25 protein-coding genes are annotated in these 23,317 nt (G+C 71.0%); 13 read left to right on the top strand and 12 right to left on the bottom strand.

Translation table 11 applies throughout. The features are described 5' to 3' along the window. Window position 1 precedes the first annotated feature (1 nt). Window positions 2-577, bottom strand: a complete 576-nt coding sequence (locus EI169_RS16355) for a dihydrofolate reductase family protein (RefSeq protein ID WP_125133226.1) — start codon at window positions 575-577, stop codon at window positions 2-4. Between the two features lie 72 nt (window positions 578-649). Here EI169_RS16355 and EI169_RS16350 point away from each other — a divergent pair, with 72 nt between their 5' ends. The 3 genes from EI169_RS16350 to EI169_RS16340 all read left to right on the top strand — a co-directional run bounded on the left by EI169_RS16350 (window position 650) and on the right by EI169_RS16340 (window position 3,284). Further along, window positions 650-1,222 (top strand): TetR/AcrR family transcriptional regulator, encoded by a 573-nt coding sequence (locus EI169_RS16350; protein WP_125133225.1) that lies wholly within the window; start codon window positions 650-652, stop codon window positions 1,220-1,222. Window positions 1,223-1,319: 97 nt separating this feature from the next. Then, window positions 1,320-2,870, top strand: a complete 1,551-nt coding sequence (locus EI169_RS16345) for an aldehyde dehydrogenase family protein (protein ID WP_125133224.1) — start codon at window positions 1,320-1,322, stop codon at window positions 2,868-2,870. Between the two features lie 3 nt (window positions 2,871-2,873). Then, window positions 2,874-3,284 carry a DUF779 domain-containing protein gene (locus EI169_RS16340; RefSeq protein WP_125133223.1) on the top strand — a complete coding sequence of 137 codons (411 nt, stop codon included), beginning with the start codon at window positions 2,874-2,876 and terminating at the stop codon, window positions 3,282-3,284. A gap of 16 nt (window positions 3,285-3,300) precedes the next feature. Here the strand turns inward: EI169_RS16340 and EI169_RS16335 are convergent, their stop codons facing one another. Beyond that, entirely contained in the window at window positions 3,301-4,209 is a 909-nt protein-coding gene (locus EI169_RS16335) for a LysR family transcriptional regulator (RefSeq protein ID WP_205783848.1), read from the bottom strand. Between the two features lie 106 nt (window positions 4,210-4,315). Between EI169_RS16335 and EI169_RS16330 the strand changes: the two genes are divergently transcribed. Together EI169_RS16330 and EI169_RS16325 are read left to right on the top strand one after the other, a co-directional pair. After that, window positions 4,316-5,692: an MFS transporter gene (locus EI169_RS16330; protein WP_125133222.1), complete on the top strand. Its 1,377-nt coding sequence runs from the start codon at window positions 4,316-4,318 to the stop codon at window positions 5,690-5,692. After that, window positions 5,689-6,438, top strand: coding sequence for a 3-hydroxybutyrate dehydrogenase (locus EI169_RS16325; RefSeq protein ID WP_125133221.1), 750 nt, complete (start codon window positions 5,689-5,691; stop codon window positions 6,436-6,438). The genes EI169_RS16330 and EI169_RS16325 overlap by 4 nt, the downstream gene beginning before the upstream one ends. A 71-nt stretch (window positions 6,439-6,509) precedes the next feature. Here the strand turns inward: EI169_RS16325 and EI169_RS16320 are convergent, their stop codons facing one another. Further along, window positions 6,510-7,679, bottom strand: a complete 1,170-nt coding sequence (locus EI169_RS16320) for a hypothetical protein (RefSeq protein ID WP_125133220.1) — start codon at window positions 7,677-7,679, stop codon at window positions 6,510-6,512. Continuing rightward, a complete protein-coding gene (locus EI169_RS16315) occupies window positions 7,676-8,647 on the bottom strand; it encodes a hypothetical protein (RefSeq protein WP_125133219.1) in 972 nt (323 codons plus the stop codon). The genes EI169_RS16320 and EI169_RS16315 overlap by 4 nt, the downstream gene beginning before the upstream one ends. A 287-nt stretch (window positions 8,648-8,934) precedes the next feature. On the opposite strand from EI169_RS16315, the gene rpsF reads away from it, so the two are divergent. The 4 genes from rpsF (at window position 8,935) to rplI (ending at window position 10,621) form a co-directional block, all read left to right on the top strand. Continuing rightward, window positions 8,935-9,321, top strand: a complete 387-nt coding sequence (gene rpsF / locus EI169_RS16310; protein WP_125133218.1) for a 30S ribosomal protein S6 — start codon at window positions 8,935-8,937, stop codon at window positions 9,319-9,321. After that, window positions 9,321-9,821 carry a single-stranded DNA-binding protein gene (locus EI169_RS16305; protein WP_125133217.1) on the top strand — a complete coding sequence of 167 codons (501 nt, stop codon included), beginning with the start codon at window positions 9,321-9,323 and terminating at the stop codon, window positions 9,819-9,821. The genes rpsF and EI169_RS16305 overlap by 1 nt, the downstream gene beginning before the upstream one ends. Window positions 9,822-9,902: 81 nt before the next feature. Then, window positions 9,903-10,157, top strand: a complete 255-nt coding sequence (rpsR, locus tag EI169_RS16300; RefSeq protein WP_125133216.1) for a 30S ribosomal protein S18 — start codon at window positions 9,903-9,905, stop codon at window positions 10,155-10,157. A gap of 11 nt (window positions 10,158-10,168) precedes the next feature. Then, window positions 10,169-10,621 carry a 50S ribosomal protein L9 gene (rplI, locus tag EI169_RS16295; protein ID WP_125133215.1) on the top strand — a complete coding sequence of 151 codons (453 nt, stop codon included), beginning with the start codon at window positions 10,169-10,171 and terminating at the stop codon, window positions 10,619-10,621. A 158-nt stretch (window positions 10,622-10,779) separates the two neighbouring features. On the opposite strand, the gene EI169_RS16290 is transcribed toward rplI, so the two are convergent. Next, on the bottom strand, window positions 10,780-12,411 hold the full coding sequence (locus tag EI169_RS16290) for an LPXTG cell wall anchor domain-containing protein (RefSeq protein ID WP_125133214.1): 1,632 nt from the start codon (window positions 12,409-12,411) through the stop codon (window positions 10,780-10,782). Between the two features lie 112 nt (window positions 12,412-12,523). Then, window positions 12,524-13,603 carry a hypothetical protein gene (locus EI169_RS16285; RefSeq protein WP_125133213.1) on the bottom strand — a complete coding sequence of 360 codons (1,080 nt, stop codon included), beginning with the start codon at window positions 13,601-13,603 and terminating at the stop codon, window positions 12,524-12,526. A 536-nt stretch (window positions 13,604-14,139) separates the two neighbouring features. On the opposite strand from EI169_RS16285, the gene dnaB reads away from it, so the two are divergent. Next, window positions 14,140-15,513, top strand: coding sequence for a replicative DNA helicase (gene dnaB / locus EI169_RS16280; RefSeq protein WP_125133212.1), 1,374 nt, complete (start codon window positions 14,140-14,142; stop codon window positions 15,511-15,513). A gap of 296 nt (window positions 15,514-15,809) precedes the next feature. On the opposite strand, the gene EI169_RS16275 is transcribed toward dnaB, so the two are convergent. Both EI169_RS16275 and EI169_RS16270 read right to left on the bottom strand, forming a co-directional pair. Beyond that, window positions 15,810-17,204, bottom strand: a complete 1,395-nt coding sequence (locus EI169_RS16275) for an NAD(P)/FAD-dependent oxidoreductase (protein ID WP_125133211.1) — start codon at window positions 17,202-17,204, stop codon at window positions 15,810-15,812. After that, the gene (locus tag EI169_RS16270) at window positions 17,201-18,106 is read right to left on the bottom strand and encodes a UbiA family prenyltransferase (protein ID WP_125133544.1); all 906 of its coding nucleotides are present in this window, start codon (window positions 18,104-18,106) and stop codon (window positions 17,201-17,203) included. Before EI169_RS16270 ends, EI169_RS16275 begins: the two co-directional genes overlap by 4 nt. 137 nt (window positions 18,107-18,243) lie before the next feature. On the opposite strand from EI169_RS16270, the gene EI169_RS16265 reads away from it, so the two are divergent. Continuing rightward, on the top strand, window positions 18,244-18,915 hold the full coding sequence (locus EI169_RS16265; protein WP_125133210.1) for a Type 1 glutamine amidotransferase-like domain-containing protein: 672 nt from the start codon (window positions 18,244-18,246) through the stop codon (window positions 18,913-18,915). 12 nt (window positions 18,916-18,927) lie between these two features. Here the strand turns inward: EI169_RS16265 and EI169_RS16260 are convergent, their stop codons facing one another. Then, on the bottom strand, window positions 18,928-19,803 hold the full coding sequence (locus EI169_RS16260; protein WP_125133209.1) for a LysR family transcriptional regulator: 876 nt from the start codon (window positions 19,801-19,803) through the stop codon (window positions 18,928-18,930). Window positions 19,804-19,896: 93 nt separating this feature from the next. Between EI169_RS16260 and EI169_RS16255 the strand changes: the two genes are divergently transcribed. Further along, window positions 19,897-20,409, top strand: coding sequence for a carboxymuconolactone decarboxylase family protein (locus tag EI169_RS16255; protein WP_125133208.1), 513 nt, complete (start codon window positions 19,897-19,899; stop codon window positions 20,407-20,409). Beyond that, window positions 20,406-20,801, top strand: a complete 396-nt coding sequence (locus tag EI169_RS16250) for a nuclear transport factor 2 family protein (protein ID WP_164515519.1) — start codon at window positions 20,406-20,408, stop codon at window positions 20,799-20,801. The genes EI169_RS16255 and EI169_RS16250 overlap by 4 nt, the downstream gene beginning before the upstream one ends. 132 nt (window positions 20,802-20,933) lie before the next feature. On the opposite strand, the gene EI169_RS16245 is transcribed toward EI169_RS16250, so the two are convergent. The 3 genes from EI169_RS16245 to EI169_RS16235 form a co-directional block, all read right to left on the bottom strand. After that, on the bottom strand, window positions 20,934-21,299 hold the full coding sequence (locus tag EI169_RS16245) for a hypothetical protein (RefSeq protein ID WP_125133206.1): 366 nt from the start codon (window positions 21,297-21,299) through the stop codon (window positions 20,934-20,936). Window positions 21,300-21,457: 158 nt separating this feature from the next. After that, window positions 21,458-22,054: a GNAT family N-acetyltransferase gene (locus EI169_RS16240; RefSeq protein ID WP_125133205.1), complete on the bottom strand. Its 597-nt coding sequence runs from the start codon at window positions 22,052-22,054 to the stop codon at window positions 21,458-21,460. Continuing rightward, the gene (locus EI169_RS16235; protein ID WP_125133204.1) at window positions 22,051-23,289 is read right to left on the bottom strand and encodes an amidohydrolase; all 1,239 of its coding nucleotides are present in this window, start codon (window positions 23,287-23,289) and stop codon (window positions 22,051-22,053) included. Before EI169_RS16235 ends, EI169_RS16240 begins: the two co-directional genes overlap by 4 nt. Between the last annotated feature and the right edge of the window lie 28 nt (window positions 23,290-23,317).

Below are 23,317 nucleotides of genomic sequence, written 5' to 3'. Positions count from 1 at the left end.
GTCAGCTCCGGCTGTACTCGTTCACGACCACACCCGAGTCGTAGGTCCGCGAACGATCGAGGCGGAACGACCGCGGGGTGTAGTCGCCGGCGAAGAGGGGCCGCCCCGCGCCGAAGATCAGCGGATTGACCTTCAGGACGAGGCGATCGATGTCGTCGGCGAGCTGCGCGGCCAGCACGCCGCCGCCACAGAGCCAGATGCCGGCGCCGCCGGGCTCGGCCTTCAGTCGGCGTACGACGGCGCGCGGATCCTCGTCGGTGAGCGTCACACCGGCCGGCACCGACGCATCGCGATGACGGCGGCTGAAGACCACCTGCCGCAGGTGCGGGTATGGGTCGTCGACGCCCTGAGCGAATCCGGCCGCGTACGTCTCCCACCCCATGAGGACGGTGTCGAATCGCGAGCCGTCCGGCTCCACCCCCAGCGCGGCGGCGGCAGCGGCGGGGAGGGTGTCGCGCCATTCGCGGAGCAGCATGTCGACGTGATCGCCGACCATCGGGAACGCGTCGAAGAGCCCGTCGGGGGCGGCGATGCGGCCGTCCAGCGACGTGGCGACGAAGTAGGTGAGCGCGCGCATGAGACTCCAATAACGACATCCGTAGTGATTGACAGACTACGACAGATGTTGTGGTTTCGGTAGAGTCGCCCCATGGCCCGCAATGAGACGCGCCGCACGGCTCTGACCGACGCGGGGCTCGCCGTGCTCGCCGCGCAGGGGGCGCGCGGGCTCACGCACCGCGCCGTCGACGCACGGGCGGGAGTACCGGCGGGTACCGCCTCCAACTACTTCCGCACGCGTCGCGCGCTCGTCGACGCCCTCGTCGCGCGGATCGGCGAACGGCTGGCCCCTCGGCCCGACGTGCACGAGCGCCTCGCCCAGCGCGCGCCCACGCGGGCACTCTTCGCGGACTACATCCGCGACATCGTCGCGCGGCTGACGACGGAGCGCGAGGTCGCGATCGCGCTGATCGAACTTCGCCTCGAAGCCTCGCGCACACCGGAGGTCGCCGACGCGCTCGGAGCATGGCAGCGCGCGGGTTTCGACGCCGATGTCGCATTCAACGAAGAGCGCGGGCTTCCCGGCGATCGCCGCGACATCGCGCTCTTCCACTACGCGATCGACGGGCTCCTGCTCGATCGGCTGACGACGTCGATCGATCCCGACACGTCCACCGACGACATCGTCGACGCGCTCGTCGAGCGGCTGCTGCCCCGCGACTGACCCGCTGCAACCGGATGCAACGTCCCCGCGTCTACCGTCGACGCACGAGCGCGGCGCAGCTGCCGCGTCGCGCATGCACAGTCGAAGGAGACACGACATGACGATCGTCGAAGAGGGCGTCTCGAGCGTCTACGCCGCACCCGGACAGCGCGGGGCGGTCGCCGAGTACCGCTCCCGTTACGGGCACTACATCGGCGGCGAATGGGTCGACCCGATCAAGGGCGAGTACTTCGAGGACATCACCCCGGTCACGGGCAAGCCGTTCTGCGAGGTCGGGCGCGGCACCGCCGAAGACATCGACCGGGCGGTGGATGCGGCGTGGAAGGCGTTCGCCTCGTGGAAGAAGACGACGCCGGCCGAGCGCAGCGTCATCCTGAACCGGATCGCCGACCGCATCGAGCAGAACCTGGAGAAGATCGCGGTCGCCGAGACGTGGGAGAACGGCAAGCCCGTCCGCGAGACGCTGGCCGCCGACATCCCGCTGGCCGTCGACCACTTCCGATACTTCGCCGGCGTGCTGCGCGCGCAGGAGGGCACGCTCAGCCAGCTCGACGACGACACCGTGGCCTACCACTTCCACGAGCCGCTGGGCGTGGTCGGCCAGATCATCCCGTGGAACTTCCCGATCCTCATGGCGACGTGGAAGCTCGCCCCCGCGCTCGCCGCGGGCAACTGCGTGGTGCTCAAGCCCGCCGAGCAGACGCCGGCGTCGATCCTGTTCCTGTTCGACCTCATCGGCGACCTGCTGCCGGCGGGAGTGGTGAACATCGTCAACGGCTTCGGGATCGAGGCGGGCGCGCCGCTCGCGTCGCACAAGCGGATCCGCAAGATCGCCTTCACCGGCGAGACGACGACCGGGCGCCTCATCATGCAGTACGCGTCTCAGAACCTCATCCCCGTCACCCTCGAGCTCGGGGGAAAGAGCCCGAACCTGTTCTTCGAGGACGTGGCGCGCAGCACGTCGGACGCCTACTACGACAAGGCGCTCGAGGGCTTCACGATGTTCGCGCTGAACCAGGGCGAGGTGTGCACGTGCCCGTCGCGCTCGCTCATCCAGCGCTCGATCTACGACACGTTCCTCTCCGACGGGCTGGAGCGCGTGAAGAAGGTGCGTCAGGGCAACCCGCTCGATCCCGAGACGATGATCGGTGCGCAGGCGTCGAACGATCAGCTGGAGAAGATCCTCAGCTACATCGACATCGGCAAGCAGGGTGGCGCGAAGCTCCTCACCGGCGGCGAGCGCGTCGACCTCGGCGGCGAACTGTCGGGCGGGTACTACGTCGCGCCGACGGTGTTCGAGGGCACGAACGACATGCGCATCTTCCAGGAGGAGATCTTCGGCCCGGTGCTGTCGGTCACGGCATTCGACGACTTCGACGACGCGATCTCGATCGCCAACGACACGCTCTACGGCCTGGGAGCGGGGGTGTGGAGCCGTAGCGGCGACCTCGCGTACAAGGCAGGGCGCGCCATCGAAGCCGGTCGTGTGTGGACGAACACCTACCACCAGTACCCGGCGCATGCCGCGTTCGGCGGGTACAAGCAGTCGGGCATCGGTCGAGAGAACCACCTCAAGATGCTCGACCACTATCAGCAGACGAAGAACCTGCTGGTGTCGTACGCCGAGGGCGCGATGGGCTTCTTCTGAGCCATGCCCGACGCAGCGATGAGCAGGGTCGCCGTGACGGATGCCGCGGCGGCCCTGCTGCGCGATCTCACCGCGCAGCACGGACCGCTGATGTTCCACCAGTCGGGCGGATGCTGCGACGGCAGCTCGCCCATGTGCTACCCCGTCGGGATGTTCCTCACCGGCCCGTCCGACGTGCATCTCGGCGCGATCGACCCTTCGACAGGCTCAGGGACCGAGAAGCTCGAGCCGATCGAGGTCTACATGTCGGAGGCGCAGTTCGAGTACTGGAAGTACACGCACCTCACGATCGATGTCGTGCCCGGCCGCGGCGCGGGCTTCAGCGTCGAGGGTCCGACGGGCATGCGCTTCCTCATCCGCTCCCGGATGCTGACCCCCGCCGAGCTCGAGCACTTCGGCCTCGCCCCCGCCTGAGCGCTGCGGCGCGTCGTCAGCCGCGGCCGGCCAGCAGGGTGGCGGATGCGGCGGTCTGCGCGCGCAGCGCGTCGGCCACGGCCGTCACGGCGGGCAGCCGCATCGACTCGGCTCGCACGATCATCCAGTACGGCAGCCGTTCGGCGAAGACGTCGGGCAGCAGCCGCACGAGGTCGTCGTGGCGGTCGGCGGCGAAGCACGGCAGGAGCCCGACGCCCGCCCCTGCCCGGGTCGCCTCGACGTGCACGAAGACGTTCGTCGAGGTCAGGCCGTCCTGCATGCGGGGCACGAGGCGGCGCGGCAGATCGAGCGCCTCGACCTGCAGCATCGAATCGACGAAGTACACCAGGCGATGCTCCTGCAGTTCGTCGGCTGTCGTGGGCAGCCCATGGCGAGCGAGGTAGTCGCGCGAGGCGTACATGCCGAGCGTGTACTCGCCGAGCTCGACCGCGTGGGCTCGTGCGGTCTGGGGCTTCCCGACGACGACCTCGAGGTCCAGCCCCGGGCGATGGGCGGCGCCGCGGCGCGTCGCGGTGACCACCTCGACGCTCAGGCGCGGATGGGCCTCGCGCAGCAGGGCGATCGCCGGAGCGGCGATATAGGCGCTGAAGCCGTCGGTCGCCGACAGGCGCACGACGCCGGCGACCGGGTCGGGTGCCGCGTCGCCGACCGCGAGCTGCGACATGGCCGCCTCGACGCGACCGCCCGTGTCGGCGGCGTGACGGCCGAGGTCGGTCAGCTGCCACCCGGCCGACGTCTGAGCGACGACTCGGCCGCCGAGCGCGTCCTCGAGCGCGGAGATCCGCCGCGCGATCGTGGTGTGGTCGACTCCAAGATGCTCCGCCGCGGCGGTGTAGCGGCCCGTGCGGGCGACGGCGAGAAGCACCAGCAGGTCGTCGGCGCGCACACGAGGAGAGCCGTCCATGTGTGCAATTGTGCACACCGTCGGTGCACGACTGGGCATTGCTTCGCAGATTCCGCCTCCCGACACTGGATCACGGATCGTCACCGTCGACGCCCGAAGGAGAACCATGCACTCGGATGCACGCGGCACCGCAGCCGCCCCCGGAACCCCCAGCAAGCTCAAGCGCATCGTCGCCGCCTCGATGGCGGGGACGGTCGTGGAGTGGTACGAGTTCTTCCTGTACGCCACCGCCGCGAGCCTCGTGTTCGGCACGTACTTCTTCCCGCAGACCGGCTCGCCGCTGGACGGCATCATCGCCGCCTTCGTCACGTACGCCGTGGGCTTCGTCGCGCGTCCGCTGGGCGGCATCGTGTTCGGCCAGATCGGCGACCGGTTCGGCCGGAAGCCGACGCTGCAGGCGACGATCGTCATCGTCGGGGTCGCCACGTTCCTCATGGGATGCCTGCCGGGCTTCGCGTCGGTCGGCTACTGGGCGCCGGCGATGCTCGTCGCCCTCCGCTTCATCCAGGGGTTCGCCGTCGGCGGCGAGTGGGGCGGGGCGGTGCTGCTCGTCGCCGAGCAGAGCCCGGACCGCTCCCGCGCGTTCTGGTCGAGCTGGCCGCAGGCGGCCGTCCCGGTGGGCAACCTGCTCGCCACCCTCGTGCTGCTCATCACCTCGTGGGTGCTCAGCTCGGCGGCGTTCCTCGAGTGGGGCTGGCAAATCGCGTTCTGGCTGTCGGCCGTCATCGTGCTCGTCGGCTTCTACATCCGCCGTCACGTCGAGGAGGCGCCGATCTTCCTCGAGGCCAAGGCCCAGGTCGAGGCCGAGAAGGCCGTCTCGTACGGCGTCGTCGAGGTGCTGCGCCGCTACCCGGTGGGCGTCCTGCAGGCGATGGGCGTGCGCTTCGCCGAGAACATCGTCTACTACATCGTCGTGAGCTTCTCGATCGTGTACCTCAGGGTCGTGCACGAGTACGACACGAGCCAGCTGCTGCTCGCCCTGCTGATCGCGCACGTCGTGCACTTCGCCGTCATTCCCCAGCTGGGTCGGCTGGCCGACCGCTGGGGACGCCGGCCGGTGTACCTGCTGGGCGCTGTGCTCAGCGCGACGTGGGCGTTCTTCGCGTTCCCGCTGTTCGACACCCTCAACCCCGTCCTCATCGTGCTGGCCGTGACGATCGGCCTCGTTTTCCACGCGTTCATGTACGCCCCGCAGCCGGCGGTCATGGCCGAGCTGTTCCCCACGCGGATGCGGTACTCCGGCGTCTCCCTCGGCGCCCAGGTGACCGCGATCCTGGCCGGCTCGCTCGCTCCGATCCTCGCGACGCAGTGGCTCAAAGACTTCGGCTCGTGGCTGCCGATCGCCCTCTACATCGTCGCGGCGTGCGTTCTCACCGCGATCGCGGTGCTGTCGCTGCGGGAGACGAAGGGTGTCTCGCTCCAGGCGATCGACGACGCGGATGCGGCGCTCACGGCCGCCCGCGCGGGGGCGACCGCCCGATGACGGTCGACCTGACCGGCCGCTCCGCCCTCGTCACCGGGGGCGCGAGCGGCATCGGGGCCGCGTGCGCCCGCGCGTTCGCCGCGGCAGGTGCCCGCGTGACCGTCGCGGACGTCGACGCGGCCGGCGCCGAGGCCGTGGCATCCGAGATCGGCGGCACGTCATGGGTCGTCGACCTCTCCGATCCCGCGGCGCTCGTCGACAGACGGCTCGACGTCGACATCCTCGTCAACAACGCCGGGGTCCAGCACGTCAGCCCGATCGAGGAGTTCCAGCCGGAGCGGTTCTCGTTCATGATGCGGCTGATGCTCGAGGCGCCGTTCCTCCTCATCCGCGCGGCGCTGCCGGCGATGTACGAGCGCGGATTCGGCCGCATCCTCAACCTCTCGAGCGTGCACGGTCTCGTCGCCTCGCCGTACAAGGCGGCCTATGTCGCCGCGAAGCACGGCCTGGAGGGCCTCTCGAAGGTGACGGCTCTGGAGGGCGGGCCCTGCGGTGTGACGAGCAACTGCATCGACCCGGGCTACGTGCGCTCGCCGCTGGTCGAGAAGCAGATCGCCGACCAGGCGCGTCTGCACGGGATCCCCGAATCGGAGGTGGTCGAGGACGTGCTGCTGGCCGAGGCGGCGATCAAGCGCCTCGTCGAACCCGCCGAGGTCGCCTCCCTCGCTCTGTGGCTCGCGGGGCCCGACGCGGGCATGGTCACGGGCGCGAGCTACACGATGGACGGCGGCTGGTCGGCCCGCTGACCCCGCGACGTGCGTGGATCGGCGGCTATCCCGACCCGTTCGGCCGCCGATCCCCGCGACACGCGCGGCCGTCAGCGGCCGAGGGCGCCGAGGACGAGGTTGAGGATCCAGCCCCCGACGAACAGCACGGCGATCGCGATCGACGCCCACGACACCCCGCGCCTGAGGCGCCGGCCCTGCGGCGCCACGCCCACCGGCGGCGGGGTGAGCAGCGGGGCGGGCGCGGCGGTGGCGCCGGGGATCCCGGATGCGGCCGCATCCGTCGACGCGGGACCGCCGAGCGCCGCCGGAGCCGGGCTCGGTGCGGCCAAGCGCTCGTCGCGCCACCGCGACCACTGCGCGAGCTTGTCGAGGAGCGCCGCGACGACCGAGAACAGCCATTGCCATGTCGCCGCGTCGAGCGTGGACAGGTCGCGTCGCGCGTAGAGGAAGAGCCAGTCGTCGACGATCTCGACGTCGAGGGCGGCGGCGTTGTCGATGAAGCGGGCCATGATGTCGGGCGTGAACAAGTAGAGAGCATCACGCTCGTAGCCCTGCGGGCAGTAGAGCGAGAAGTACTGATCGAAGTCGCCCTCGAGGCTCAGTCGCTGGTCGCGGTCGAAGGTCGCCGGCAGATTGGATGCGCCGAACAGGCCGTTGTTGCCGACGGCGTCGAGCACGATGTTCGGCAGCGGTGTGTCGAGCTTGATCGCGACGTACCCCCACCGATGGGTCTGACGGCTCTTGCCCGACCCCGTCTCGTAGCGGTAGTTGGCGAACTCGACGAACCGGGGCTGCGCACCGCGCACCAGGTCGCTCGCGCGGCGCGAGTCGCCGAGCGAGAAGATCATGCCCGGCAGCGGCGGGTCCGCCACGGCCGGTTCGAACGTCATGCCGTTGGCCCGCGCGAACCGGTCGAGGCGGAACAGCCGAACCGCGCCACCCGCCCCGCCGATGATCGCGATCACGATCAGCACGAGGAACACGACCACGACCACCAGGAACACGATGGGCACCAGTGCGAAGCCGCCCGCACCGCCGCGCGCCAGCGCGACCGCGATGCCGCCGAAGATCGAGCCGCCGATGCCGAGCACGAACAGCCCGATCACGATCGCGAAGACGAGGCCGATGATCGCGTTCGCCGACCACGTCGGCATCCGCCCCGCCGCCCGCAGGCCCTTCACGAACGCGCGCGCCTCAGCGCGATCGACCGGCTCGGTCAGCGGCCGCGCGTCGAAGGCGACGGGCACGGGGGCGCTCACCGGTTCACTCCGTCGCCGTCCCACGACAGGTCGGCGCCCTCGTCGATCGGGAGCGCCTCCAGCCGCGCGTCGCGACACAGAGCACGGACGAGCTCGGTCGAGCCTGCGACCACCGTGGAGTCGAAGTCGACCTCCGTCACCATCACCCATGCACGGTCGACCGGCCACACCAGATTCGGCGACTGCGTCGCCGCGCCGAGGTCATCGGCCCACGGCACGCGCTCGGCCCATCCCGGGTCGGCGAGCTCCTTCAGGCCGGTGTGGAACAGCACGTACGAGCGCTGCGGGAACTCGAGCCGCGGGCCGCGCGAGATGTCGTCGGAGAGCGCGCCGGGCTGCCACGAGGGCTTGCGGAATACGTCGTTGAACGCGTCCCGCGCCGCGTGGCCGAGCATCGCACCGTGACGCCCGTCCGGATCTTCCGACGTCGCCAGCACGCGGGAGGCGCCGTAGCCCATCCCGCCGACGAGCCCGCCGAATCCGACCCACACGGCGGCGCGCGCGTCCTCGGGCGTGGTCGTGTGCGCGAGCGCGACGCGTACGACGACGGCCAGCACGTCGGCGTCGAGCGTGCCGACGGCGGGTGCGCTGTACCGCCAACCCGCCGCATCCCTGGGTCCGTCCTCCCCCTCCGGCTGGTCGGAGTCGATGGCGAGGCGGTGCCACTGTGCGAGCGCGTGCATCTCGCGGTCGAATGCGCGTGCCGTCTCCGCCCATGTCACGAGCTCGGTGTCGATGAGCGGCGCCCGCTCCTGGAAGGCGTCCCACTCGCGGGCGTGCCGCTCGTAGGGTCTCTCCGGCCACGGCTCGCCGACCGGCCGATCGCGCGCGGCCGGATGGAAGATGCGCGCGTACGCGGCGAAGCCGCGCGGCACGACCGCGTGCATCGTCGTGCCCCACGCCGGCCCGTCCGGGTCGAGCCGATCCCGGATCCAGTCGCCGCTCGACACGTCCGCGGTCCACTCCATGCCGCCACGCTACCGACCGGGCGCCGGCCCGCCCAGTGAACCCACCCGATCCGCCCGAACCACCTCGTCGGCGCGGCGGCGGGTGAGAGTTCGGCGGCGGACGGGTGTGGTTTCACCGGATGCAGTAGACGTGGATCCGGCCGGCTCGCGGGGCGCACGCCGCATCCGATACACTGTGAAGGTTGTCCGGCCGCGCCCCAGTGCGCATCCGCGCGGACGACGTGCAACACACCCTCCTGCTGACGGGAAATGCCCGGCAGCCGTTCTAGTCCGAAGGAGGTGGGTTAGTGACGCACCAGTACGAACTCATGGTCATCTTCGACCCCGAGGTCGACGAGCGCCAGGTCGCTCCGAAGCTCGACGGTTTCCTCAAGGTCATCACGACCGATGGGGGCACCATCGACAACGTCGACATCTGGGGCCGCCGCCGTCTGGCCTACGAGATCAAGAAGAAGAACGAGGGCATCTACGCCGTCGTCAACTTCACGGCGTCCAGCGAGGCCACGCAGGAGCTCGACCGTCAGCTCAAGCTGAACGAGCAGATCATGCGCACCAAGGTCCTCCGCGCCGAGGAGGCCATCGCGCAGGTCGCCGCCGAGGCGCAGCGCAAGGAGGCCAAGGCCGCCCGCAAGGCGTCCGTGCCCGAGACCCGGACGGCCAAGAAGGACTCCTGATGGCCGGCGAGACCGTCATCACCGTCGTGGGCAACCTGACGGCCGACCCCGAGCTGCGCTACACGCAGAACGGGCTGCCGGTGGCGAACTTCACCATCGCATCCACGCCCCGCACGTTCGACCGTCAGGCGAACGAGTGGAAGGACGGCGAGGCGCTCTTCCTGCGCGCCTCGGTGTGGCGCGACTTCGCCGAGCACGTGGCCGGCTCGCTGACGAAGGGTGCCCGCGTCATCGCGACCGGTCGCCTCAAGCAGCGCTCCTACCAGGACCGTGAGGGCAACAACCGCACCGCGATCGAGCTGGAGGTCGACGAGATCGGCCCGTCGCTGCGCTACGCCACCGCACAGGTGACGCGCGCCGCGAGCTCGGGTGGCGGCGGCGGACAGCCCCGCCAGCAGGCGCAGGTCGCCGACGAGCCGTGGTCGACCCCCGGGTCCTCCTCGGGCGGCGGCGACGCGTGGTCCACGCCCGGCTCCTACGGAGACGACACCCCCTTCTGAGCCTGCGGCTCGGATTCCACTTCCGGATGCTGACGCCCACCGCGTAGGCGCTGCATCCGATCTCGTACGAAAGAAGGAAACATGGCTGGAAAGGCCACCGGCGATCGCCGGAAGCCGCGGAAGGGCGCGAAGAACGCCGCCCCCGCGAAGGCGATCCGCGTCGGCGTCATCGACTACAAGGACGTCGCGACCCTCCGCAAGTTCATCTCGGAGCGCGGCAAGATCCGCGCCCGTCGTATCACCGGTGTCTCGGTGCAGGAGCAGCGCCTCATCGCTCGCGCGATCAAGAACGCGCGCGAGATGGCGCTCCTGCCCTACTCCGGCGCCGGCCGCTAAGGAGCACGCGCATGGCAAAGCTGATTCTCACGAATGAGGTCGCCGGGCTCGGAAGCGCCGGTGACGTGGTCGAGGTCAAGAACGGGTACGCCCGCAACTACCTCATCCCCCAGGGCTTCGCGGTGGCGTGGTCCCGTGGCGGCGAGAAGCAGGTCGCGTCGATCCGCGCGGCCCGCGAGTCCCGCGCGATCCACGACCACGAAGAGGCCGTGGCCCTGAAGAACACCCTCGAGTCGAACAAGGTCAAGCTGTCGGTCAAGGCCGGCAACGAGGGCCGTCTGTTCGGTTCGGTCAAGACGGGCGACGTGGCCGACGCCGTCAAGGCCGCCGGTTTCGGCGACCTCGACAAGCGCAAGATCCACATCACCTCGCCGATCAAGGCCGTGGGCGAGCACGAGGCGACTGTTCGCCTGCGTGACGACGTCACCGCCGTGATCACGCTGCAGGTGGTCGCCGCGAAGTAACCTCGCGACGGCGTGAGCGGATGCCGCGGACCCACTGGGGTCCGCGGCATCCGTGTTTCCGGCGTCGGTCTGGGGAACCTCCCGGCTCTGGGGGAGCCGGTCTCACCGGAGTGTCCCGGCGCCGCGACGGTTGGGGATCGCCGCGGAGCCGGGATCGCTCACGCCGTCCGGCGACGCAGGGCGATGATCACCCCGCCGCCGACGAGGAGCAGCAGACCCGCGAGCGTCGCGAACCAGGGCAGCTCGCCGCCCGTGGCGGCCAGCCGCGCGGTCGCGGCCGCGGAGCCGAGGGCCACCGGAGCGCCGATCGCCGAACCGCCGTCCGAGTCACCGGGGGTCGTCGGGCCCGTGGGGTCCGTCGGGGTGGTCGGAGTCGTCGGGGTCGTCGGCGTCGTGGGCGTAGTCGGGGTCGTCGGCGTCGTGGGCGTGACCACGGTCGTCGAACCGCCCGTGGTGCAGTCGCCGACGACGCACACGGCGTTGCCGCCGACCGTCACCGGGACCCCGATCGGAAGCACGATCTGCGTGCCGCCGCCGACGCTGCCGTTACCGCTGGTGACCGGCGTGCCGGTGCCCGCGCCGGGCGTGACCGCGGTGGTCGCGTCCGTCGAGGTGCTGTCGCCGATCACGGAGACGGCGTTGCCACCGCCCGTGATGGGCGCGGTGATCGGGGCGACGACCTGCGTGCCGCCGAGGATGCCGTCGTCGCCGCTCGTGGCCGAGCCGGAGCCCGAGCCGCCCGCGGTGCCGCCGGAGACGCCGGTGGTGGCGCCGTCGGTGGTGGCGTCGCCGATGCCCGAGACGGCGTTGCCGCCGCCCGTGATGGGCGCGGTGATCGGGGCGACGACCTGCGTGCCGCCGAGGATGCCGTCGTCGCCGGTCGTGCTCGCGCCCGAGCCGGTGCTCGAGCCCGTGGTGCCGGTAACGCCGGTGGCCGGGTCGGCGGTGGTGGCGTCGCCGAGGCCGGAGATCGCGTTGCCGCCGACGGTCACCGGCGCGGTGACCGGGGCGGCGACCTGGGTGCCGCCGAGGATGCCGTCGTCGCCGGTCGTGCTCGCACCCGAGCCGGTGCCCGAGCCGCCGCCTGCGACCGTGGTCTCGGCGCCGTCGGTCGAGCTGTCGCCGATGACCGAGATCGCGTTGCCGCCGACGGTGACCGGCGCGGACACGGGCGCCTGCACCTGCGTGCCGCCCGCGATCGCGTCGTCGCCCGACGTCATCGCGCCGCCGGTCGATCCGCCGGAGGTGCCGGTGCCGGTGGTGGTCGCCGCATCCGTCGTCTCGGCGTCGCCGAGGACGGAGATGGCATTGCCCGACACGGTGACCGGCACGGCGACGTCGATGACACCCTGGGTGCCGCCCAGGACGCTGTCGTCGCCCGACGTCCCCGCCGGCGCTGCGGCGGGGGCGGGTGCCGGCGCGGCTGCGGTGTCCGCACCGTCCGACGTGCTGTCTCCGACGACCGAGATGCCGTTGCCCGACACTGTCACGGGGACCGCGACGCTCACCAGCGCCTGGCCGCCGGATGCGGCGCCGTCGTCACCGCTCGTCGTCGCCGGGGCGGGTGCCGCCGCCGGTGCCGGCGCGGAGGTCTCCGCGCCGCTGCTCGACGAGTCGCCGATGACGGAGATGCTGTTGCCCGACACCGTCACCGGCAGGTCGACGGACACGATTCCCTGCGTGCCCGACAGCAGTCCGTCGTTCCCGGATGTCTCGGCCGCCTGTGCGACCCCTGCGCCGAGGACGGCGATGCCGCCCCCGACCAGCGCTCCGAGGAGCGCCCTCTTCATGAATGTACGCATCATGAGCTCCTGAAAATCTGAAAGTGAATGAGTGGTCATGACGGCGCGCGGATGCGCGCCGACGGTCGTCTGTCGCGATGGAACGCGACGCGACCCTCACTCAGTCAGGAGCGACGTCGGTGTCGTAGACGGGAGCGCCCGGAAGCGCGTCGTCGACGAGGACGGCGGAGCCGATGGGGCCCAGCGCCGAGGTGTGGGAGTCTTCGTGCCCGAGAGCGGCGGATCCGCTTCCGGCGCCGTTGCCGGACGCGGACGTTCCCGCCGATCCCGGGGCGGCCGGCGTGGCACCCCAGGCGGAGTCCTGGCCCGCGAGCGCGCCGCCCGAGATCGCCGCGGAAGCAGCCGCGGCGCCGGATGCGGCGTCACCCCCGGCACGCCAGAGCGCGCCCCTCGCCTCATCCGGCGCCGACGAGAGGGCGCCGGCTCCCGTCGTCCCGGGCCCGGAAGGCACCGTGACGAGCCCATCGAGGCCAGGGAGAAGGCCTGGCAGGCCGGGAATTCCGGGGATCGACGGGAGGGCCGGCGTGGTTGTGGGGGTCAGCGCGTCGACGATGGGGTCGACCGCCGTGACGGGAGGAAGCGGGAGGATGCCACCGGTCGGCGTCGGAGTGCCGACGATCGTCGTGAGCGCGTGGTCGAGAGAGTCGGCCGTTCCGGTGAGCAGCTGGACGACGCCGGTGTCCGCGACGATGCCGCCGACAACCGGGACGGCTGTCACCGCATCCGCGACGGGCTCGACGACGGCACCGACGGGTGCGCCTTCGACTGCGGATCCGGCCGTCTCGAGGACGGCGTCGACGGCCGCGGTCGCGGCGGAGTCGACCGCAGCGACGACAGTGGTCACCGTCTGTGGAACAGCCGCGACGACGGGCGCGGCCGGCGCGACGACGGGTGCCGGAACCGGCGCCACGACGGGCTCGACAGCGGGCGCGACCGCGGCGGTCACCGTGTGCACCGTGCTGTCGACCGCGCCCACGACCGAGCCGACGGTGTCACCGACGCCCGACACCGTCGAGGAGACGACGCCCAGCAGACCGGAGCCCTGGCTCGAGCCGTCGTCCGCGGATGCGGCCACCGGGGCGGACAGGACCGTGAACGCGGCCCAGGCGATCCCGCCGATGCCCGCGAGCAGCAGCAGGCGCGCGGGACGAACCCGCCGGCGGCGCTGCACTGCTTCCACGATCTCACCCCTGACGCCCGTGAAGCGTTCACTGGACCGGATATCCAGATGCGATGCACGTTACGACGCGCATAGCAAATTTTCAAGAGGTGTTGACAACCAATTGCTTGTTCTGGCAGCGGTTCGCGCTCTCCCCAATGTTGTGCACAAGCACCGCCGCGCGTTTGTCAACCTTCAACCCCCACTTCAATCAGCGCACAAGTGGATGATTGTGGACAGCAAAAGGCCTGATGAAAACTCAGATAAGCGTTTTCTCATCTGGGCGTGTCGTGAGTTCTCCACAGCCGTTATGCACAAGCTGAACGGCGTTTCGCGCAGACCCTCCACAGAGTTATCCACAGGCACAGTTGCAGCCTGGGAACTCCCTCCATACCGTGGGTGCAGCCCATCTCGAGCCGGTACCCGGAACGCGTCGGTGCGTGTCGGGGGTCCGTGCTGTCATTCATGCACGGTGTGGAGACGCATCCGTCGGTCCCCTCATCGGCGCGCTCCCACGTGCGCGGAGCGCGGTGCACCCGACCCGAAAAGGAGAGCCTGTGTCGATTGCGGACATCGCCGACGAACGACTCGGCGGACCTCGCCCGTCCGAACGCACACCTCCGCACGATCTGCTCGCCGAGCAGAGCGCCCTCGGTGGGATGCTGCTCTCGAAGGACGCCGTCGCCGACGTCATCGAGACGCTGCGCGGCACGGACTTCTATGTGCCGAAGCACGAGCTGATCTTCGAGGCGATCCTCTCGCTGTACTCGCACGGCGAGCCCACGGATGTCGTGGCCGTCACCGACGAGCTCATCAAGACCGGCGAGCTCCAGCGGGCCGGCGGCGCGGATTACCTCCACACCCTCACGTCGATCGTCCCCACGGCCGCCAATGCCGGCTACTACGCATCGATCGTCGCCGAGCGCGCGCTGCTGCGCCGTCTCGTCGAGGCCGGCACCCGCATCGTGCAGATGGGCTACTCCGGTCAGGGCGATCCGCTCGACCTCGTCAACAATGCCCAGGCGGAGATCTACAACGTCTCCGGCGCCGAGACGGCCGAGGATTACGTGCCGCTCACGACCGCCGTCGACGCGGCCGTCAACGAGATCGAGGCCGCCCGCGGGCGCGACGGTCAGATGACCGGCATCCCCACCGGCTTCTCGGGTCTCGATCAGCTCACCAACGGTCTGCACGCCGGCCAGATGATCATCATCGCGGCACGACCCGCGATGGGTAAGTCGACGCTGGCGCTGGATTTCGCGCGCGCGGCCGCGATCAAGGGCGGCGCTCCGACGATCTTCTTCTCCCTCGAGATGGGGCGCAGCGAGATCGCGATGCGCCTGCTCAGCGCCGAGGGTGCGATCCCCCTCCAGTCGATGCGCAAGGGCACACTCGATTCGCGGGACTGGACGACGATCGCCGCGACGCGCGGGCGCATCAACGAGGCGCCGCTCTACATCGACGACAGCCCCAACATGACCCTCGTCGAGATCCGCGCGAAGTGCCGGCGCCTCAAGCAGCGCGAGGGTCTGAAGATGGTCGTCATCGACTACCTCCAGCTCATGACCAGCGGCAAGCGCGTCGAGTCACGCCAGCAGGAGGTCAGCGAGTTCTCGCGCGCGCTGAAGCTCCTCGCCAAGGAGCTGCAGGTTCCCGTCATCGCGCTGTCGCAGCTGAACCGTGGCCCCGAGCAGCGCGCCGACAAGAAGCCGGCCCTCTCCGACCTGCGCGAGTCGGGATCGATCGAGCAGGACGCCGACATGGTCGTGCTGCTGCACCGCGAGGCCGCCTACGAGAAGGACAGCCCGCGGGCGGGCGAGGCCGACCTCATCGTCGCCAAGCACCGCAACGGCCCCACCGACACGATCACGGTCGCCTTCCAGGGTCACTACTCGCGCTTCACCGACATGGCCCCGGGCGACTTCACCTGACGGCGGACGACCGTTCTCACCCCGGCTCGCGACGGGACAACCATGCCACGGGAAAGGTGCGGGTGGGCTGGGGGACCCACCCGCACCGAGAGCGCCGTCGATATCGACGGGCACTCCGGGGCGCTTGCGAAGAAGCGCCCGTCTCGCGTTGCGGAAACGCGGAGCCCGGGGCTGAGAGATGCCATGGCGGTCGATGCTTCGCATCTGTCTACCAAAGCCGCATCCGGACTTTACGGTTCGTCTTCACGAGTGCGTTTTCTGCACCGGGGGAATGCGCAATTCGGTCGACCTGTCGGCTAGGCGGGGTGGCGGCGCAGCAGCTTCGCCGCGACCATCATCGCGCCGCCGAGGACGGCGGGAATGCCACCGCCCGGGTGCACGGATGCGCCGACCCGGTAGAGCCACGGCCGGCGGAGGTCGTGCTGCGCGGGGCGGTGGAGCGGCCCGCTCATCCAGAGCGGCCGCGCCGCGCCGTAGAGGGCGCCGTGCGCTTCGCCGAACGTGCCGAAGTACCGCGGATCGAGGACCGTCGCACCCGACATCGCCTCGGTGAGGGGCCTGTGGAGGCCCATCGCCCGCGAGATGCGCTCGACCTCGCGGCGCACGAACGGGTGCTCGAGGGTGTACGCCGAGCCGTCAGCCGGCGCGGTGAGCAGCACCGCGAGGGTGCTCCGCTCGTTCGGGTACACCTGCCCCGCCCGGTACAGGTTGACGAACGCCATCGTCTCGGCCGGGTCGTCGCCCGCGGCGAGACTGCGATGCAGCGCGTCGGGTCGCGTCGGCAGAATCACACTGTGAGCCGCGATCGACTCCGGCAGCGGTTCGCGGAGCGCTCCGTAGATGGCCACCGCCGAGCACGAGAGGGCGCGGGCTGGACGTGAGCAGCCGCCCAGCAGCGCGGTCACGCGGTCTGCGTCGAGGCCGGCCACGACCACATCCGCGGCGAAGGATCCGTCCAGCGTGAGCACGCGTCCGCGCTCGATGCGGGTGACGGTCTGTCCGGTCCGGATGACGACCCCCGCCGCATCCGCCATCCGCTCGAGCGCGAGCGGGATCTCGTAGACACCGCCGCGCGGCACCCACACGCCCGAGGCGGCCATGATCGCGGGCATGCTCGCGTACAGCGCGGGGGTGCGCGCGGGCGCGACACCGGCGTTGAGCGTGTGGATCGCGATGATCTCGCGCAGGCCGTCGGGAAGCCACGGGAGACTGTCGAGGTACGCGCGGGTGCTCAGACGTGTGCCGTACACGGCGAGCAGTCGCCGCAGCGCCGGCAGCGAGCGGCGGTCGAGCGGGTCGGCGACGAGCAGGGAGGTGACATCGTCGGCGAGCGGCGCATGGAGCTCGCTGAACCGCTGCCACGCCGCGTGCCACCGGTGGCCCGGCGGCACCGGGAGGGTGACCTCTTCGCCGGCGAAGTAGTAGCGCCCCACCTCGGGGAGGCGTTCGAAGTCGAGCCGCCCGGCGTCCGCCGCCACCCCGAGGCGCCGCCGCAGCTCCTCCCACACCCCCGGGAACGTCACGAGCGAGGGACCGGAGTCGATGCGCTGGCCGTCGACCTCGAGCCGCCGGCTCTTGCCACCCACCGACGCGGACCGCTCGAGCAGGGTCACGTCGTGACCGGCATGGGCGAGAAGCGCGGATGCGGCGAGGCCGCCGAGCCCCGCGCCCACGACGACGATGCGACTCATCCGGTGGCCTCGAAGAACATCTTCGTCAGCTGGAGGCCGCTCGCGAGAGACCCGGCGACGTACGGGAAGGCGATGGATACGGGGTAGAGACGCCGGCCCGTCGCCGGGGTCGGGCGCATCAGGAGGCATCCGATGAGGACGCCCGCGATGACGAGGTTGACGAGCGCGACGGGCACGCTGACGAGCGCGAACAGGACCGTCGCCGCGAGCCACCACGCGCCGCTCCACAGGGCCGTCCCGCGGGGGCCGAGCAGCACGGCGGTGGTCATGATGCCCGCCGCACGGTCTTCGTCGATGTCCTGCACCGCGTCGTACGCGTGCTTGGCGACGCTCCACACGAGCAGGCCGGCCACCGCCGGCCATACCGGCGGGGCGCCGATGGCCACCGGCACGATCAGCAGCGGCAGGCCGTAGGCGGCGTTGCTGAGCGAGTCGAGGAAGGGACGCTGCTTGAAGCGCAGCGGCGGTGCGGAGTAGAAGACGAACACGGCCGTGTAGAGAAGCACGAGCGCGTTGGCGGCCAGCGGGTAGGCGACGAGGAACCACACGAGGAACGGCACGTTCGTCACCGCCACAGCCCGCACGATCGTCCGCACCTCGCGCGGTGCGATGCGGGCGCCCTCGATCGTGCCCTTGCGCGGGTTCAGCGCGTCGGTCTCCTGGTCGAAGATGTCGTTCACGCCGTAGATGAGGAGGTTGAACGGCAGGGTCAGCCAGAGCAGGAGCGGAATCGCCGCGGCATCCAGCAGGCGCCCCGTGAGCCACATCCCGAGCATGCCGGTGCCGATCGTGTTGATCCACAGCACGGGTCGCGAGATGTGGACGAGGCGAGCGAGCGTGGCGCGCCATGTCGTGCGCGCCGGGACGGCGCCGCCGGCGGCCGGGGCGCGATGCTCGTCGATGTGTGGCTCCTTCGCTGCGCAGGGCGGGGCCGCTCCGTCCGGCGATTGTATGTCGCCTGCATCCGGCCATTCCGTGCTCGACGGAGCAGTGGAGTTCTGGTAGGTGCCGGAGGACGGCTCGTGACACGATCGGCGGCATGAAGATGCTTCTGACCTCCGGCGGCGTGACGAACGCCAGCATCCGCGCCGAGCTCGTGCGGCTGCTCGAAAAGCCGATCGAGGAAGCTGATGCCCTGGTCGTGCCCACCGCCCAGTGGGGTCAGCCGATGTGCTCACCCCAGAGCGTGTGGCGGTCGACGGCCGGCGCCCCGCCCTTCGGCGACGCGTTCGTCGGACTGGGCTGGCGGACGGTCGGTGTGCTGGAGCTCGCGGCCCTGCGCGACGTCGATCCCGAGCGCTGGCGACCGTGGGTGGAGGCGACCGACGTCATCCTCGCCGACGGCGGCGAGGCGGTCTTCCTCGCGCACCGGATGCGGGAGGTCGGCCTCGACCGGATGCTGCCGGATCTCGACGTCGTGTGGGTCGGCGTGAGCGCCGGCAGCATGGTGATGACCCCGCGCATCGGGCCCGAGTTCGTCGATTGGCGCCCGGGCGGGTCGGACGAGACCCTCGGCCTCGTGGACTTCTCGATCTTCCCGCATCTGGACTACCCGGGATGGGAGAGCAACACGACAGCGGCGGCACGCCGCTGGGCGGCGGCGCTCGGCGCGCCGGCCTTTGCGATCGACGAGCAGACCGCCATCTCGGTCGTGGGCTCCGACGTGCGCGTCGTCTCGGAGGGCAACTGGGAGGCGTTCGCGGTCGCCTGACGCATCCGCCGCTCACTCCTCGCGGGACGGGAGCAGAAGCTGCAACAGCGCGCGGGCCGCCGCGCCCGGCCCCGGTCGCCACACGATGCCGAACTGAGAGCGTGCGCGCGGGTCGTCGATGCGCAGGCGGACGAGCCCCTCCGCCCCGCTCACGGTGGTCTCGCTCGCCACGCCCACGCCGAGTCCCCGCGCCGTGAGGGTTTCGAGAAGGGCCGGCGTCGCGACCTCCCACCGCGGCGTCGCGGACGCGCCGGCTCGTCCGAGCATCGCGTCGAGCGCGACCCGCGCGGCGGCCCCGCGGGAGAGCGCGATCACGTCCGCCGCCGCGATGTCGGCGGGCCGCACCACGCGTCGCGTCGCCCACGGGTGGTCGGCGGACACGACGGCGACGAGGGCGTCGTCCACGAGCACGGCGGTCTCCAGACCCTCAGGCGGATGCAGCGCCCACGCGGCGATTGCGATGTCGAGGTCGCCCCGGCGCACGTCGGTCACGAGCTGGTCCGAAAGGCCCTCTCGCACGCTGAGCTCGAGGCCGGGGTGATCGGCGTGGAGCCCGCTGATCGCGTCGAAGAGGGCGGGCAGCACGAGCCCGGTGACGGTGCCGATCCGCAGCCCGCCGGTCACGAGACCCCGGAGCTCGGCCGCGCGGTCGTGGACGTCGTCGGCCGCGGCAACGGCCGCACGCAGCGCCGGCAGCAGCCGCTGGCCGTCGGGCGTGAGCGAAACCCGTCGCGACGAGCGATCGAAGATCGTGACACCCAGTTCACGTTCGAGCTTCTGCACCTGGCTGCTGACGCCGGATTGAGCCACGCGCACGCGTTCCGCCGCCGCGGTGAACGACCCCGTGTCGACGACCGCGAGCACGTAGCGGAGCTGGTGAAGTTCCATCACTTTGAATGATAGGTCGCGTCACTATCAGATGTTGGAAAGATCCGCACCTGCGCGGCACGATGGGATCACGTCTGGGAGAGGCGGCACACTATGAGCACGGTCGATCATCGACTGGACATCCCGATCCGCTTGGACATCGAGGGCGCGGCGCCTGCGTTCTCCCGCGCCCTCTCAGCGCTCGACGCCGCCGCTGCGCGCGAACTGGATGCGGCGGCAGTCCCGGCGCGGCTGCGCGAGCTCGTCCGCATCCGCGCCTCGCAGCTGAACGGCTGCGCCTACTGCGTCGACATGCACACGCGCGACGCCCTCGCCGCCGGCGAGCCGATCGAGCGCGTCGCCGCGGTGTCGGTGTGGCGGGAATCGCCGTTCTTCTCGGTGCGCGAGCGTGCTGCGCTCTCCCTCGCGGAGAGCATGACGCGCGTCGCCGACACGCACGTGCCGGCCGACGCGTGGGAGGAGGCCGGTGCGGTCTACGCCGACGCCGAGCTCGGCGCTCTCGTCGCGCTCATCACCACGATCAACGCCTGGAACGTCGTCTCGGTGGCCACGCGCGCGTGGACGCCGACGATCGCAGGCGCGAAAGAGGAGGGAGAGCCGTCATGACGGAGGTGTTCGAAGAGTTCCTGCGGCGACGCCGGGAGGCGTCCGACGCCTGGATCCGCGGAGACGCCGTCCCGCTCTCGGAACTGCTCACCATCAACGATCCCGCCACCTTCCTGCCGCCCGGCGGCGCGATCATTGAGCACGCCGGACCGGCGCGTGACGCCCAGGTCGCCGGAGCGCGCGCATTCGGCCCCGCCAGCACCGGCCGCTTCGAGATCCTGCACAGCGGGTCCAGCGGCGACCTCGCGTACTGGACCGGTCGACAGGTCGCCGAGATGGACGTGAAGGGCGAGCCGGAGCGGGTCGCGATGACGCTGCGGGTGACGGAGATCTTCCGGCGCGAGGAGGACGCGTGGCGGCTCGTCCACCGCCACGCGGACCTGGTCGACTGATGCCCCGCAGCGCCTCCTCCCGAGGGGGCGCCGTGGATCGGCGACGACATCGACGTGCCGCTGGTCTTCGCGGACGTGTTCGTCGTCACCGTCCTCGGTGCGCGATGACCCCGGCGGCGGGTGCCGCCCCGGTCAGACCGCGGAGCCGAAGTACAGCAGGGCGATCGGGGCGATCAGCACGATCGCCAGCACGATCGCAACGATCGACAGTGCGTAGCGCCCACGCGCGCGGATGCCGAGGATCAGCCCGATCACCCCGAGCACGGCGACGACCGCGCCGACGATGCCGAGCGCGGGGATGATGAGGATCCCGAGCCACCAGATCGCGTTCATCTCCGGGATGAGGCCGATGAGGAACACGGCGAGCGAGGGCAGCAGGGCGAGCCCGGCGAGGATCACGCCGATCAGTCCGAGGACGTCGACGCCGCGTCGGCGCGCCGTCGGCACGGCCGCATCCGTTCGTGCACCATCCGCCGTCATCCGGTCCTCCTCCGTCACCCGAGATCCTAGGGCGCCGCATCCGCCCCGACCGCGCCACCGCCCCACGCGGCGGGACGCTCACCGGATCGTGAACGGGCAACCTCAGGCGTCGTCGCGAGAGGACCGGCCCAGAGCAGACCGGAGCTCGCCTGAACGTCGCTTCGCGCGGCCGCGCATCACCGGAAGGCGAGGAATCGGCCGGGCTTATCGGACTCGCGGATCGCGAACGCCGGCCGCATGCCCGCCGCGGAGAGCAGTTCGACCTGCGCGCTGAAGGACTCGTGCGCGACGATCGCGACCGTCGACAGCGACCACTCCCGCGCGAACCACGGACGCAGCGCCGCGAGCACGCGCGCGTCGAGGCCGGTCTGGCGGAGGTCGGTGCGCACCCAGAAATAGACGAGGGCGTCCAGGTCGTCCCATGCCCCGTCGCCGAGGGGGGTGCGCTCGGCGCGCGCGAGGAAGCCGGCGTCGTTCGCGAACACGTAGACGCAGCCGACGTTATCGGTGTCGTCCGCATCCGTGACCGCGTACGTGAACGCGCGCCCGGCCGTATGGCGCTCGACGAGGTCGGCGACGTCGCGCCGGTTGTCTTCGACCGTGAAGTCGTCGGCCGGCCAACCCGACTGCTCCCACAGCCGCAGGTCGTCGCGGCTGGCGATGACGGCCGCGAAATCGCGCTCGACGTCGTCGAGCGTGATCGGACGCAACAGGAAATCGGGTCCGCGCAGGGCCCCGGGAGGCCGCAGGTCGTCGCGGAAGACCACGCTCACCCCCGCCAGGACGAACGCCCGAAGCGCTCCCAGCGCTCGACGACGCGCGGCGTCGGGTCGTCGGCATCCGTCGGCTCCACGACGTCGCGACCCACGATGAAGGCGCGCTCGACGCGCGAGTCGAGCGCGAGCGGATCGTCCGACCACACCACGATGTCGGCGTCGCGGCCGACCTCCAGTGCGCCGACGCGGTCGTCCAGGCGGAGGATCGCCGCCGGGTTGACGGTCAGCGCCTCGAGCGCGGTCGTCGCATCCAGGCCCTCCCGCACCGCGAGGATCGCCTGCAGTCGCAGCTGGTCGATCGGGACGACGGGGTGGTCGGTCGTGATGGCGACGGTGACACCGGCGTCGGCGATGAGCGCGAGGTTGCCGATGCCGCGGTCGCGCAGCTCGACCTTCGAGCGCGACGTGAGCATCGGCCCGAAGATCACGGGGATGCCCTTCTCGGCGAGCACGTCGGCGATCTTGTGCCCCTCGGTGCCGTGGTTGACCACGAGGCGGTAGCCGAACTCCTCCGCGATGCGGATGGCCGTGGCGATGTCGTCGTGGCGGTGGCAGTGCTGGTCCCACAGCAGGTCGCCGTCGAGCACGGCGGCGAGCGTCTCGTTCGTGAGGTCGCGCTCGAACGGCTCGCCCTTCGCCGTGGCCGCCGCGCGCTTCTCGGCGTAGCCGCGTGCCTTCACGAACGCCTCGCGGATGACCGCGGCCACGCCCAGCCGCGTCGAGGGGGTCTGCTTCTTGTCGCCGTACACGCGCTTGGGGTTCTCGCCGAGCGCGGACTTGACCGACACGTCGTAGCGCAGCAGCTGCTCGTCGACCGTGCGCCCGCCCCACGTCTTGATCGCAACGGTGCGCCCGCCGATCGGGTTGCCCGAGCCGGGCTTGATGACGGCGGTCGTGACGCCGCCGCGCAGGGCGTCGCGGAAGCCGACCTCCTCGATGTCGATGCCGTCGAGCGCGCGGAAGCGCGCGCCGTTGGGGTCGGTCATCTCGTTCGTGTCGTTGCCCGACCAGCCCTCGCCGTCCTCGTGCACGCCGAGGTGGCCGTGCGCCTCGACGAAGCCGGGCAGCACCCAGCTGCCGCGCACGTCGATGACGCGGGCGCCGTCGGGGATCGCCGCATCCGCGCCCACTGCCGCGATGACGCCGTCGACGGCGACCACGGTGCCGCCTTCGATCGGGTCGCCCACGACGGGGACGACGTGACCACCGGTGATCGCCAGGATGTCAGCCATGCCTTCCACCCTAGGCACGCGCTCGATG

Source organism: Microbacterium sp. 10M-3C3, assembly GCF_003931875.1.
GTDB lineage: Bacteria > Actinomycetota > Actinomycetes > Actinomycetales > Microbacteriaceae > Microbacterium.
Note: the sequence above shows the minus strand (reverse complement) of the source record. Positions and strands in the feature narration are given on the sequence as shown.